Here is a 13,445-nt window from a genome sequence, read left to right as displayed (position 1 = left end):
TCGAGCTGATGAAACGCTCAGGAGACGGTGCGACAGCCTGAGCAGCACCCCCGGAAATCCTCCAGCCGGGCGGTCCAAACTCGGGGAGCACGTCATCAGACGCTTCGAACAACCTCGCCCTTGGTTAGGCAAAGGGGCGAAGCCTATTCCTCTTGAAGCCGCATCGAAATGGCGCCTATTTTCTGAGGGCTTCTCTCCACACCAGCGACGAATTTATGAAAGATTCTCTCATATTCATAATAGATAAACTTCAACTTGTTTAGATGTTCTCCGGATTCACAAATTGAAATGAGGGATTTTTCTTCCTCTGTACCTCTTTATAGGTTGCCAGATGCACAATGTGGGTAATAATCTCGCCTTATGAACTAGGGTGGGGAAGCAGCTATGTCGAAGCACAGATTCTTCCATTGGATTAGCCTTGCTCTCTCCCTAGCCTGCATGTGGTGTACACTTGGCGTGAGCCCTGCCCTTGCTGGGTGGGGGGCAACCCTATCGAACGGCTGCGGCACAAAATGTGCATCTCCTCAAGCCGTTTGCGAATACTGGGGTAACTTTTACGGCGGCGGCTGTCTCGGGATCACCGGGTGGGAATACCTGAACGGCCGAATAGTCGGCGTCAAGTACAGCGTCTTGTATACTGTTGCTGGAGGCATACGCCTTGACGAGGTTGCTGACGCGTACTGCGATGCTCCCTACAAAGTTGATTACGAGAGCGCCACAGGCTGCTCGTTGCGCCAGACTTCACCATCGAAGCAGTTAGGGTGCAACTGCGAGGGAGTTGCGTTTGCTGGCGATCCGGTTCTCGTAAATACAGGAAACCTCTTTGAGTCGACCACAGACTTCTCTACAGCAGGCATCCAGAACCTGTCTTTCAAGAGATACTACAACAGCAAAGGCAATTCTGGATCCATATTAGGTCTTGGCTGGAGGTCGAATTTCGACACTTCGCTCGATTTTATGAGTTCCTCTCCAAGCAAAACTGTCAGCATCATGGTCGCGCGACCCGATGGTGCATTATTGCAGTTCGTCAAAAGCAATGGCGTTTGGAACGCGAATGATCGCGACGTCGTCGGTACGCTTGCAACAGATGGTTCCACCACGTGGACGTACACTGACAACAACGACATCTCGTACACGTATGCCTTCAGTACTGGTAAGCTAAATTCGATAAGCTGGAAATCTGGCTACACCCAAACGTTGAACTACGACCCCGATGGGCAGCTAACGTCCGTTTCAGACACTTTCGGGCGATCTTTGTTGTTCGCGTTTGCTGACGGTGTGGTGCAGAGCATCACTGACCCAGATGGCAACGTCATCGCCTATCACTACGATGTTGGACCGATTAGCGGCCATTCCGATCGCCTTTCCAGCGTCGTCTTCCCCGGTGCCAACGCGCCCGCCGTCAGCTACAAATATGAGAATGCCACTTATCCATATGCTTTGACCGGCGTCGTCGACGAAAACGGGAAGCAGTTTGCTAGCTGGAATTACACGGACACCAGCCTTGCAGAGCGGAGCGAGAACGCTGGAGGCGTGAACTCCACCACTTTCTCATATTCCCTGAATTCCAGCGGCACAGGGACCGTGCTGGTCACCAACCCGCTTGGGAAGCAGTCGACCTACCACATCGGATACGTCGGCAACGTGGGTAAGGTTACGAGCATAACCACTGCGGCCACCGCCCACACGCCGGCAACCACCGAGTCCTTCACCTATGACACCAACGGGTTTGTCGCCAGTCACACTGACCGGGATGGGCATGTGACCCGGTACACCAACAACTCGCGCGGTCAGACAACGGCAGAGACAGATGGCTATGGCACTGCCGCGGCCCGTACGATCAACACTACCTGGGATGCAAACCTCCACGTTCCCACCGAAGTCACGGAACCCGGTCTCACGCGAACGTTCCAATACGACGCCTCCGGACGCCTAACACAGCGTACCGACACCGACACCACGACCGGGACTCTCCCTTATTCGACGAATGGCGAGAGCCGAACATGGTCATACGCCTACACTGCGCTGGGCGAATTGCAGTCGGTCGACGGCCCACTGCCAGGCACAGGAGACACAATCTCCTTTACCTACGATGCACACGGCTGCGTTGCCTCCGTAACCGATCCACTCGGTCATGCCACTACCATCGGCACGGTGAATGGCCGCTGCGAGCCTCTTACGTCCACCGATGCGAACGGGGTGGAGACCGACTATACCTATGACGTGCGTGGGCGGTTGACCGGCGTTACCCGCAATCCCGGCGCGAATGCCGCAGTCACCGGTTTTACGCTTGATCCAGTCGGGCAGATCGTCAGCGTGTCTCTCCCGGACGGGACCAGTTTGGCGTTTTCCTATGACGACGCGCGCCGGCTGTCATCGGTCACCGACGATCAGAACAATTCGATCAACTACACGCTCGACGCGATGGGCAATCGCACCGCGGCCGACATCAAGGATGCGAGCGGCACCCTCAAAAAGAGGCAAACAGCAACGTTCGATGAACTTGGCCGGTTGCTGCAAAGCATTGGAGCCTCGGCTCAGACGACGCAGTACGGCTACGACGCTGTCGGCAATCAGGTCTCGCGAACCGATCCGCGCAACAAGGTCTATGGCCAGACTTTCGATGCCTTGAACCGGCTCATGACGCAGACAGATCCGGACACTCACGTGACCGGCGTTGCCTACAATCTCAAGAGCGAAATCACTTCGGTCAAAGATGCTCGCAGCCTCTCGACGACCTATGTCCGGGATGGCTTCGGCGACATCATTGAGCGTGTCAGCCCGAACACTGGCACCACTGACTACTGGTACGATGCTGCCGGTCGGTTGACGAAGCAAGTCGATGCCCGTGGTATCGAAACGGACTTCACCTATGACAATGCCAACCGCGTCCTGACGAAGACGTATCCCACGGACGCTAGCGAGAACACCACGTACACGTATGATTCCGCGGTTGCTGGGAATATAGGGGTCGGCCGCTTAACCGAGGTGAATGATGCCAGCGGCTCGACGAAACTGACTTACAATGAGCTCGGTCAGATCGTCGTCGACCAGCGCACCATCGGTACGCAGACCTATATTACAGGCTACTCGTACGATCCGGCCGGCCATGTCCTGACTATCACTTATCCCTCCGGGCGCCTTGTCACATACACCCGTGACTCTGCGGCCCGCATCACTGCGGTTAGCACACGGCAGGACAGCACGGCTTCCGATCAACAGGTGGTGACTGGAGGAGCTTACCTTCCATTCGGGCCGCTGACTGGATTTAACTTTGGTAACGGATTGTCTCTGGCGCTTGGCTACGACCAGGATTACCGCCTCACCAACCTCACCGCCGGGCGCGACGCGACGGCGATTCAAAATCTCGCTCTCGGCTATGATGCCGCCGGCAACACCTTGTCTGTCGCCGATGCTGTCGCTTCCAATCGTAGCCAGACCTTCACCTACGACGACCTCAATAGACTAGCCACGGGCTCCGGCCTATATGGCGCTCGGTCCTACACCTATGACGGTGTTGGCAACCGTCTGACTGCGAGTGACGGCACTGCAACGGAAACCTTCTCCTATCCGGCGACCTCTAATCGCCTGACCAGCGTTGTCACGGGACCGAATACGCGCTCATTTTCCTATCTCGCATCCGGCCAAGTCTCGCAGGACATCCGCACCTCAACGGAAAACTACGCATTCGGCTACAACAACGCTGGCCGGATGAGTACAGCCTCCCGGAACGGATCTACGGTCGGCACTTACCTATACAATGCGCTCGGCCAGCGGGTCCAAAAGATAGATGGAAGCTCGACGACACAGTTCGTCCACGATGAGCAAGGCCATCTGATCGAAGAGGCGGACGCTAGCGGTAAGGCAATCAAGGAGTACGTTTGGCTTGCCGACCTGTTGGTGGCGATGGTCGACTACAACGGTTCGGGCCCGGTTCTATACGCCGTTCACACTGATCAGATCGGACGCCCGCAGAAGCTCACGGATTCTGCAGGTGCGATTGCGTGGGACGGAGTGTTTGATCCCTTCGGGAACCCGACATCGATTACCGGGCCCGCTAACACGTCCCTCCGCTTTCCCGGCCAGTTCTTCGACAGCGAGACTCAGCTCTCTCAAAACTGGATGCGCGACTACGATCCGACGATCGGCCGGTACATTCAATCTGATCCATTAGGTGTGGCGGCTGGTATCGACACTTACGGCTATGCCAACGGCAATCCTGTCAGCTTCACTGACCAGGACGGACAAGAGCTAGTTGGTGCCGCGGTCGGAGGCCTTCTAGGCGCAATAAACGGCGGAATCGGAGCATATTCTGCGGGAGGAAGTGCCTTCGACATTGCCAAGGGAGCTTTCGTCGGTGGCGCGATCGGTGCTGGTGTCGGTCTCCTCGATCCAACGGGGGGGGTAGCCACTGCGGCTTTGATCGGAGGCTTAGCCGGCGGCGCCGAAAATCTAGCTGGGCAGGAGATTGCTAACTACGGTCAGGATAAGCCTCTCTCCTGCATCAATGTCGGATCAGCCGCCGCTTCTACCATCGGGGGAGCAGCCGGTGGTGCTCTAGCAAGCGCTGCGTCTCGGCTCGCCGCCGGAACCGTACCGAGCGTTGCCGCCGCGGAAACCGCTGAGGAAGGGATCACGCTGTATCGCGGGGTAGACGCAGCCCATCCGGGTTATAGCAATGCAATAAACGGGGTCGCTAATCCTGTAGGTGGGGACGCAAGCATCGCGGAACATGTGTTCGGCGGAAATACAGCTAGCGAGTACACGTCGTGGACGACGGATTTTTCGGTAGCGGAAGGCTTTGCTACCAAAGAAAGCGGTTCAGGAGTTGTCATTTGGAAAACATTCCCCTCTAATTCGGTCATTGCATCTCCCGGCAACGCTGCGGCAATGGGGGAGTCTGAGTTTTTGGTGCCGGGTCCCGTGACGGGAGCGGACACGATGCGGGTACCTGCATGGCGATGACAACCACCCAGTTGCTCCAACGCGGCGTTAGCGACCCTCGGTTTGAAAGCGTGAGCAGAGAAGCGATGTCGCTTCTTAACGCCTCATTGATCGATAGGATCAACGGCCCATCTGGACCGGGGCAGTCTTCAAGGTCTCTCGCCGACCTGCATGAGTTCAGGAAAAAATCGAAATACTACAAGGCCATTGTCCCCGGACTGGATGAGACCATTAGTTCTCTGAAGGAGCATGACAGAACGGTCCATTCGCGAGTTATAGAACTGGATGGGTCGTTCATCGCAGTTTGGCTCGATTCCCAAGACGATCTGGCCGGAATAATGATCTTCCGAAAAGCGCCTGATTAGGCTTGGCGGCGTCTCTGACTGTGTCGATAACGACGCGAGTAACAACGCCACGTGTGCGCTATCTTAGCCACGCGTACAGGACGGGAATGGAGACTAAAACATCACAGACTATTAACACGTCACCAGCAGCATGCTCGTCCGCAGTCTATCAGTGGACTTGGGACCACTTAGAAGTAAAAGTACCGATCATCCGTCCTTCTTCTCCTCTAGCTCCCTGAGCTTCTCCCGCATCCGGAGCAGCTCCGCCTCCTCCTCGACTTCGTCATCGTGCGCGCGCTTCTCCAGCTGCCGGGCAATCCGCTCCAGCACCTCGGCCAAGCGGATCAGTGAGCTGCGATCGGCGAGCGCGCCGCCGGCAAGCACAGCAACGGTTGTGTCCTGCGACGGCGGCGATGCGGGCTCCCGCTTCTTGCCCCGCATATAGCTCCAGGCGCCGGCGACACCCACGACCAGGATCGTGACGACGTTCTGCCAGTTCCCCAGTTCATTCGCGTCCATTCTTCGCCGCGCCCCTCTCCGCTGCCTGCCTGTCCGACTTGCCCGCGTCGCCGAAGGCGCAAATCACGTTGTAGACCTCCAGCGCGAACACGACGGCGTACATCGCGATGCCGGTGGAGACTGTGCCGACCTTGATCAGCCCGATCAGGATCTGGAACCAGATGAAGCAGGAGAAGAACGCCAGCACGGCCCTGAGGTGATAGCTCGGCCGGATGCTGCCGTTGACGATCAGCGCCACGATCCGCACCAGGCCGACCCAGAAGCAAACCTGCCCCCAAGTGTCCTCGGAGGCAAAACGCGCCATCTCGCCATAGGAGGGCTGGTCGAAGGTTGGCGACGGCAGCTTCAGGATATAGCCCCAGCCGAAGAGGGCGCCGGCGAGCGCCCACTCCGTCACCCGGGCGCGGAAGTGCGAGGTGATGCCTCGTACAAGGGTGAGCATCATGATTAGCGCGCCGCGATCGCCGCAGCCGTATCAGCGACGATTGCCTCGAAGTCCGGCTCGTCGGCACCTGCGTCCATGTCAAGGCGAGCGTAGATCGCTTTGGCGACGGCCACGCCGGGATGTCCCTGATCGAAATACTTTGCGAGCCGCTTCGGCGCCTGGCCGAAGCCGTAACCGAGGGCTGCCTGCATGACACGGCTGCCAACCTCCATGTTCAGCGTCTTGCCCTTGGCGGCACCGGCGGCGGAGTTCAGCCCGTAGTTGATCATTCGCTCCAGCAGCTGGTCGGCGTTGCGCTGCTCCAGGAAGGTGCGGATCGGCGCCGGCAGGTGCTTCAGGACAAGATGGTAGATCGCGAGAATGGCCGCGACGATTACGCCCCCGAAGGCGACGATGAACTCGATCAGCAGCGAGCCCCAGGGCACGGTCACGGAATAGCCGTCCGCTGCAAGGGCAGCCGCCGGGAAGAGAACGAGCAGAAGCAGCGCGGCGAAGGCCACGTTCAGGAGTCGGATCATGGATGGTCTCCGGGAGAAGCCGCGGCTCAGATCAGTTGGCCGCGGCGGAACTCGTTGGTGAGGGAGCTGACGACCTTGCGGCCGAGCAGGAAGAACACGACGCCGCCGGCGAGCAGCGCGAGGTAGGGCCAGCCGTGAGCAAGAGCGCTGGCGGCCGTGTGGGCGACCGGCGCGGACACGATCACCGGCCCGGCTGAGACGACGGCTTGCACGGCCGCTCCGGCCACGCTGACAGCTGCAACACCAACGCCCGTCGCCTGCACGGCTTTGGCCGCCTGCACGGGCGCCCTGCCCTTCAGATCCGACGCGGTGGCGGTCTGGCGATCGAGCGAGAGCGGCCGCGGCTTGCCGTCCTTCAGCGCGTCGAGCAGCGCCCGGTCGATCTTGCCCGTCTTGAGCAGCTTGTTGTCCGCTTGGAAGCCGAGGATCGCGTCACGGGTCATGGTGCCGTAGCGGCCGTCGACTTTGCCGACAGGGTAGTGCAGGAGCGCCAGCTGCTTCTGGACCGCGCTGACGGTCGCCTTGGTCATCGGCAGCGACGGCTGCTCGGTCTTCGCGCTCAAGGCTAGATGGAATGCCTGGCAGTGGCCGGCGATATTTTCCGCGCAGTCATGGCCGTTGATGATGGCGCGAGAGCCTTCCCAGTCGCAGGCTGCCGCACTGAAGAAGTCGGCCAGCTTCTTGCCGGTGAACCAGCCTTCCAGCATGCCGCGGATCAGGATCGTCGCGGAGACGTCCAGCTGCAGGGCAAGATCGGGATTGTTGAGGAGATCGAGGCCGAGCTTCTCGCCGGCCAGCGCATAGTTGCGCTTCCATGTCACCTGGCAGAAGCCCCGCCCATAATAGGTTTGATGGGTCTGCCCGTCCGGTGCGCCGTAGAGGTGCCCTTTCCCTCGTCCGACCTCCCGGACCGGCTGCATGGTCTTGCCAGTCTCGTGAAAGACCTCGCCCAAGATGCAGGCGAGCTTGCGGTCGTCGCCGTCGCCGCTTGCCTTCCACTCCGACATGATCGCGTTCATGCCGTCGACCTGACCCTGCGTCAGCCGGCCGTCGAACAGCCGCTGCCGCACATTGGCGAAGAACGTCGGTGTCATGGGAACTCCGGGCAAAGAAAAACCCGCCTCAGGGGGCGGGTTGGGGTGGCCAATTTTTCAAATGCTAAGGCAGGACCGTTCGTCGGCCTTTAGAACGGCGGGCTCCAAACAGGAGAAAAGGATGCCGCGTTACTTCTTCCACATCTCGGACGGAGAGAGAATCGCTCGTGACGACGATGGTCTCGAATTGCGTGATGATGAACGCGCAAGAACTGAGGGGCTGCGGGCCCTGGGCGAGATCGTCAAAGAAGAGCTACCTCATGGTGACCGGCGAGCATTCCGGATCATGATCCGAGATACTGCCAACGCGGAAATCTACGAGGCATCGCTCTCCTTCAAAGGCCAATGGCTCATGCCGACTTGGGCTCGAACCTGAAGACATTGGCTGCTCATGACTTCCGCTGCCGGGTTAAGATAGCTGGCGCGATCAACTCGGATCCTCGCGGAGCCATTCCGCTTGCGCTACCTCTCGCGTCGGGAAGGTCGCCAGCAATTCGTGCCGCTCGGCATGCGCGGGATCGGTGAGAACAGCCTCCGGCAGGACAAAGGTGACGCCATCGGCCAGCAGGACCGGCTCGAGTTCGTGCCCGTCGCTGGTCTCGCCGCGCACCTTGTCGGCCTCGGCCGCGGTCAGGATGATCATGCCGCTCCAACCCCCTGCAGGTACGTGGTCATGATCGCGTCGAAGGCGGCGACGTCGGGGGCCGTCATGCCCTTGCCGAAGTGAACGAACGAGACCTCGTCATCGGCATAGGTCGAGCCCTGCCGGAACAGGGTTGTCGGGTTGGCCTGCGTGCTGAGGTCGGATTCCGTGGCGGCAGCGACAGACTGGACCAGCGCGCCGTTGAGGTAGCCGGACGTCGTGTCGGTGGCGACCTTCGACATGACGAACCGCCCAGCCCGGCTGGTGACGGCCCCAAACGTCACGGCGGTTGCCGAGTTCATGCGGCCGGTGAAGCGCGAGCTTGCGTTGGACGGCCACAGGATTTCAAACGAGTTCGTGCCGGAAACCTGCCCGATCAGCGGGTTGACCGTCGTGCCGCCCGTTCTCACACCGGCGCCGAAAGCGGCATTGCCTGCCGCCATGCCCATCGCGGGCGGAAGCGCCAGAACAAGATAAGACGAGGCACCATCGCCCTTGAAGCCGTGGTCGACGGTGAAGCCGGGCGAGTTGACCGCCGTCATGACCTGCGACGGCGCGACCAGGTTCAGCCGGCCAGCCTGCTCGTCGTGGGCCGCGAGCAGCGACAGCCAGCCGAGCTTCGACCAGAGGCCGGCAGCCTTCAGCGAGCGGATTGCGACGTCATAGACGAAGATCCGCTTCTCCGAAGGCTGGACCGTCATGGCGGCAAGCGCCGCCTTGGTTTCGGTGGTGATGCGCTGCCGCGCCGGCCGGTAGCCGGAGGCAACGACGCTGGACGTGATCACGCGGCAATCTCCAGGTCGCCCATGGCAAGCCAGCGGTTGGCGGCGATCCGCACCAGCGCCACGGTGGAGTTCACCGCCCGAAGCGCCATGCTCGCCGGCGTGTCGATCGTCACGCCTGTGCCGGCGGCGATCGTGACCGCCCCCGCCCCTGCCCGGCAGACATAGACGGTTGCCGCATCGCCGAAGGAAGCGACGCTGTCCGGCGGAATCGTCACCACAGTTGCTGCGGCAGCATTCATCCGGACGATCTTGTTCACGTCGGCCGCGACGAGCGTGTAGCTCGCCGACTGGGCATTGATGCCGGCGACGGCCGCCTTGGCATCCGCTGCACTCTTGGCCGCTGACGTTGCGCTGCTGCCCGCGTTCTTCTCGGACGTGGCGGCAGCTGTTGCGCTATTCGCCGCCGCCTTCTCCAACGCGACAGTTGCGGCAGCCTTGTCGGTGGCGGTCTGGGCGGCGGTGCTCGCCGTGTCGTTGCTGGACGCCGCGGCGATGGCGGACTTGCCGGCCGCATCAGCGTTCTCCGCCGACGCGGTCTCGCTTCCAGCTGCGGCTTGCGCCGAGCCTTTGGCAGCATCGGCGAAGTCGCCGGCGTCCCTGTTCGACGTGGCGGCAGCCGAAGCACTCTCGGCCGCTGCGCTGGCGCCCCGGCCGGCGGCATCATTGGACGCGGCAGCATCCCGGGCGGAACCGCCGGCAGCATCGCGAGCCGCTTGGGCATCCTCGACCGCCTGCAGGCTGGCCGGGTTCACGTCGCCGTCTTCGCCCTTATCGCCCTTCGGCCCCTGCGGTCCGAGAATGTAGACGGTCGCCGTGGTGCTCGCCGGCAGGTCGACCACGCTGGAGGAGCGCGGATCGATGGGCAGGATCGGCAGAATGCGGACGGTGTGCTCGTACCCGTCAGGATCAGTCAGGATGATGCGGATCCGCGTCGGGAAGATCGTGGCGTCCAAATCCTGCGGTTCCACCCCGGTGGTCAACCCTCGGTCCAGCCGAAGGATGACGGCGCCGGCGGCGCTGTCGAGGATCTCGACGCGGCCGTTCGCGATCGAAAGATCCGCGACCGGTTCGAGGGCGCCGTAGCGGTAGAACTCGCCGGTGACCGTGAAGCCGGTCAGGTCGATCGCCACGCCAACGGAATCCTGCAGCGCTATCGGGAACGCCCAATCGTCACCGATCCAGACGCTGACGGCATTCGTGGTGGTCATGGAAACTCCGGGCAAAGAAAAAGCCCGCTGAAGCGGGCTTGGGTGAGTGCGGAGGCCGGCGCAATGGCGGCAATGGGTGGTTACTTGACTGTCCGCTTCCGGCTGAACCTGGGGAAGAGCGGACATCGACCGTGTAGGTTTGGCCCGAAACGCAAGCTTCAGCCGTAAAACCCGCCCGAAGCCACCATGCGGTCCCCGGTGATCCATGCGGCGTCGTCTGAGGCAAGGAAGGCAACCGCCTTAGCAATGTCTGCGGGCTGGCCGAGCCTTCCGAGCGGCGTCTTGCCGATCATGTCCTTTTCGGACGGACTTCCGATGAAGCCGACGCTCTCGATACCTTCTGTGTGGGTCCCTCCGGGTGCGAGCGTATTGACGCGAATGCCGCGGGACCCAAGTTCGGCCGCGAAGGCGCGCGTCAAGCAGTCCAGCGCCCCTTTGGTGGCCGAATAGACTGCCATTCCCGGAACCGCGCGGATGCTGTCGATGGAACCGATGTTGACAATGCTGCCGCCGGAGGGGCCGAAGTGCCGGGCCGCCTCCTGGATGGTCTGGATGACCCCGAGGACATTGATGTCGAACTGCCGGCGGAACTCATCGATCGTGATGGTGCCGAGCGGCGTCGGGCCGTAGACGGCCGCGTTGTTCACAAGGATGTCGAGTCGCCCGAACACGGATATCGTTTCCGCAAGCAGGCGCTTCACGTCCTCACCGTTTGCGACGCTCGCCTGGACCGCGACCGCCTGACCGCCGTCGGTGGTGATCGCCGCCACAACATCGTCGGCGCCCCTGCTGCTGGACGCGTAGTTCACCACCACCTGTGCTCCCTGCGCTGCCAGCTCCTTGGCGATTGCGGCACCGATCCCCTTCGATGCGCCCGTGACGATCGCCGTCTTGCCTTCAAGCCTTCCCATGGCCATCTCCTCAAAGCTGCGTCATGCCGCCGTCAACGACGAGGTCCGTTCCGGTCGAGAAGCTGCTCTCGTCCGAGGCGAGGAAGACGGTTGCGGCCGCGAGTTCTTCCGGACGCCCGATGCGCCCGAGCGGTACATGGCCGGCGGCCTGCTTTCGGAATTCTTCGGCAGCTTCCGGCGATCCGACCTGCCCCTCGATGATCGGGGTGTCGACTGGGCCGGGGCTCAACGTGTTCACGCGGATGCCCGAAGCCGCCAATTCTGCTGCCGCGGTGCGGACTAGCGACCGGACGGCCGCCTTGGACGCATTGTAGACGCTGTGGCCTGGAAACCCCTTGGTCGCCAGGCAGGACGAGACCAGAATGATCGAGCCGCCGCCGTTCATGAGCGGGATCGCCTTCTGCATCGTGAAGTACGTCCCCTTCACGTTGATGTCGAACAGCTTGTCGAAGTGTTGCTCCGATACGTCGCGGATCAGGCCCTGCTCGATCACGCCGGCATTCGCGACGAGGACGTCGAGCCGTCCTTCCGATGCCTGCACTGTCGAGAACAGACGGTCGAGGCTGCTAAGGTCGGAAACGTCGCTCTGTATCGCCTTCGCCTTCCCTCCAAGTCTTTCGGCAGCAGCCTCGAGTTCGGCCAAGCGGCGGCCCGTGATGTAGACCGTCGCGCCTTCCCCGATAAAGCGTTCAGCAATCGAAAGACCAATGCCGCTGGAGCCACCCGTCACGATGGCGATTTTGTCGTTAAGTTTGCCCATGAGGTTCCCGGTCGTTTATCTCGTTGGCGAGCGATGTGCGATATTGCACCTCGAGCTTTCACGATGCCGATGTGAAGCATGTCTGAGCGTCGCGAAACTGGCGAAGAACGCACATCACCCGTGAGAAAACGCACCATGGATCATTGGGACGAGGTTCGGATGTTTCTAGCCGTTGCCGAGGGCGGCACAGTGCGCGCGGCTGCGGAAGCGCTCGAGGTCAATCACGCCACGATCATCCGCGGCATCGGCCGTCTGGAGGAAAGGCTCGAGACGAAGCTCTTTGATAAGCCGTCGTCCGGATACAGGCTGACGGACGCGGGGACTGACATCGTCGATCTGGCGAGGCAGATGTCGATGGCGTCGTCGCAGTTGGAGGCGAAGATATTCGGGCGGGACCAGGGCGTGTCCGGACCTTTGCGGCTGACGCTCCCTGTTTCGTTTGCGACCGACCTGTTGATGCCGACGCTGGTCAAGTTCAGGGCCGCCTACCCCGACATCGCGCTGGAGATCATCGGCTCGGGAGCGGTCATCAACCTCGGCAACCGGGAGGCGGACGTCGCCCTGCGCGTGGTCGTCGGCGACAGAACTCCTCCGGAGAACCTCTACGGCACGAGACTTTGCGAGTTCCACACGGGGCACTACGCCCATCGGAACTTGTTGACGGACCGCTCGCCCCCTGCGGCCTGGTTGTTGGGAGCCGACGAGGTCGTACCGTCGGGTTGGCAGCCGGGAAGCGGGGTCAAAATGGCGACCACGCCGATCCGGTTTGCGGAGATGCGATCACAGTTCGAAGCCGCCCGCGCAGGCATGGGGATCACGCTCCTGCCATGCTTCCTCGGCGACGCCGATCCGGACCTTGTCCGCGTGCCAGCAGGTCCGATCACGCGCGCCGGAGAGATATGGCTTCTGACCCACGCCGACACGCGGCAGACAAAGCGAGTTCGTCTCCTCTGCGATCACATCCGCGTAGCGATGCGCGGTTTTGCTGGAAGATTGGCGGGACGGATCGAAGGTGGCGACACCTCGCTTCGCTGATCGCAACTTGATCGCCGATTGCTGAGTGTCGGCTTCGGACGGCAGGTTTTCTGTCCGGAACGTCTCGGAAGGGTCGGAAGCTGCCGCCCCTCAATCAAAGCGGCTGTTGCGCGCCTGGCCGGGAAGCTGCGCGCCGACACGCACGCCCAGCCACATGATCCAGCGCGTGACCGGATCGACGCCGCAGACGGCCATCGCCTCGCGGAAAATGCGGTCGGCATCCCGGCGGGTTGGCACCA

Annotated in this window: 14 protein-coding genes; 4 read left to right on the top strand and 10 right to left on the bottom strand. The window is 61.5% G+C overall.

The features are described from left to right. Positions 1-456: 456 nt before the first annotated feature. Positions 457-4,965: an RHS repeat-associated core domain-containing protein gene (locus BMY25_RS20060; RefSeq protein ID WP_177176971.1), complete on the top strand. Its 4,509-nt coding sequence runs from the start codon at positions 457-459 to the stop codon at positions 4,963-4,965. Further along, positions 4,956-5,309 carry a hypothetical protein gene (locus BMY25_RS20985; RefSeq protein WP_092500017.1) on the top strand — a complete coding sequence of 118 codons (354 nt, stop codon included), beginning with the start codon at positions 4,956-4,958 and terminating at the stop codon, positions 5,307-5,309. The genes BMY25_RS20060 and BMY25_RS20985 overlap by 10 nt, the downstream gene beginning before the upstream one ends. Positions 5,310-5,495: 186 nt before the next feature. On the opposite strand, the gene BMY25_RS20050 is transcribed toward BMY25_RS20985, so the two are convergent. Genes BMY25_RS20050 through BMY25_RS20980 form a run of 4 tightly spaced genes read right to left on the bottom strand, consistent with a single transcriptional unit; the run spans position 5,496 to position 7,864 of the window. Continuing rightward, positions 5,496-5,807, bottom strand: coding sequence for a hypothetical protein (locus tag BMY25_RS20050; protein ID WP_092500015.1), 312 nt, complete (start codon positions 5,805-5,807; stop codon positions 5,496-5,498). Beyond that, the gene (locus tag BMY25_RS20045) at positions 5,794-6,252 is read right to left on the bottom strand and encodes a hypothetical protein (RefSeq protein WP_092500013.1); all 459 of its coding nucleotides are present in this window, start codon (positions 6,250-6,252) and stop codon (positions 5,794-5,796) included. The genes BMY25_RS20050 and BMY25_RS20045 overlap by 14 nt, the downstream gene beginning before the upstream one ends. A 2-nt stretch (positions 6,253-6,254) precedes the next feature. Next, on the bottom strand, positions 6,255-6,770 hold the full coding sequence (locus tag BMY25_RS20040) for a hypothetical protein (protein WP_092500011.1): 516 nt from the start codon (positions 6,768-6,770) through the stop codon (positions 6,255-6,257). Between the two features lie 26 nt (positions 6,771-6,796). After that, positions 6,797-7,864 carry a peptidoglycan-binding protein gene (locus tag BMY25_RS20980; RefSeq protein WP_177176970.1) on the bottom strand — a complete coding sequence of 356 codons (1,068 nt, stop codon included), beginning with the start codon at positions 7,862-7,864 and terminating at the stop codon, positions 6,797-6,799. A gap of 121 nt (positions 7,865-7,985) precedes the next feature. Here BMY25_RS20980 and BMY25_RS20030 point away from each other — a divergent pair, with 121 nt between their 5' ends. Beyond that, the gene (locus BMY25_RS20030; RefSeq protein ID WP_143062076.1) at positions 7,986-8,240 is read left to right on the top strand and encodes a DUF6894 family protein; all 255 of its coding nucleotides are present in this window, start codon (positions 7,986-7,988) and stop codon (positions 8,238-8,240) included. Between the two features lie 51 nt (positions 8,241-8,291). On the opposite strand, the gene BMY25_RS20025 is transcribed toward BMY25_RS20030, so the two are convergent. From BMY25_RS20025 to BMY25_RS20005, 5 genes are all read right to left on the bottom strand, one after another. Beyond that, a complete protein-coding gene (locus tag BMY25_RS20025; protein ID WP_092500007.1) occupies positions 8,292-8,507 on the bottom strand; it encodes a hypothetical protein in 216 nt (71 codons plus the stop codon). After that, positions 8,504-9,292, bottom strand: a complete 789-nt coding sequence (locus BMY25_RS20020) for a hypothetical protein (RefSeq protein ID WP_092500005.1) — start codon at positions 9,290-9,292, stop codon at positions 8,504-8,506. The genes BMY25_RS20025 and BMY25_RS20020 overlap by 4 nt, the downstream gene beginning before the upstream one ends. Then, positions 9,289-10,500 carry a hypothetical protein gene (locus tag BMY25_RS20015; protein ID WP_092500003.1) on the bottom strand — a complete coding sequence of 404 codons (1,212 nt, stop codon included), beginning with the start codon at positions 10,498-10,500 and terminating at the stop codon, positions 9,289-9,291. Before BMY25_RS20015 ends, BMY25_RS20020 begins: the two co-directional genes overlap by 4 nt. Positions 10,501-10,658: 158 nt before the next feature. Further along, complete coding sequence (locus tag BMY25_RS20010; protein ID WP_092500021.1) at positions 10,659-11,411, bottom strand: SDR family NAD(P)-dependent oxidoreductase; 753 nt, start codon at positions 11,409-11,411, stop codon at positions 10,659-10,661. 10 nt (positions 11,412-11,421) lie between these two features. After that, complete coding sequence (locus BMY25_RS20005) at positions 11,422-12,171, bottom strand: SDR family NAD(P)-dependent oxidoreductase (RefSeq protein ID WP_092500001.1); 750 nt, start codon at positions 12,169-12,171, stop codon at positions 11,422-11,424. A 135-nt stretch (positions 12,172-12,306) separates the two neighbouring features. Here BMY25_RS20005 and BMY25_RS20000 point away from each other — a divergent pair, with 135 nt between their 5' ends. Beyond that, positions 12,307-13,206, top strand: coding sequence for a LysR family transcriptional regulator (locus BMY25_RS20000; RefSeq protein WP_092499999.1), 900 nt, complete (start codon positions 12,307-12,309; stop codon positions 13,204-13,206). A 90-nt stretch (positions 13,207-13,296) separates the two neighbouring features. On the opposite strand, the gene BMY25_RS21500 is transcribed toward BMY25_RS20000, so the two are convergent. Beyond that, positions 13,297-13,443, bottom strand: a complete 147-nt coding sequence (locus BMY25_RS21500; protein WP_143062075.1) for a DUF1353 domain-containing protein — start codon at positions 13,441-13,443, stop codon at positions 13,297-13,299. Positions 13,444-13,445: the final 2 nt, after the last annotated feature.

Origin of the sequence: Faunimonas pinastri (assembly GCF_900110915.1) — a bacterium.
Lineage (GTDB): Bacteria > Pseudomonadota > Alphaproteobacteria > Rhizobiales > Afifellaceae > Faunimonas > Faunimonas pinastri.
The sequence above is the reverse complement of the archived record's forward strand: the minus strand, read 5'-3'. Positions and strand labels throughout refer to the sequence as shown.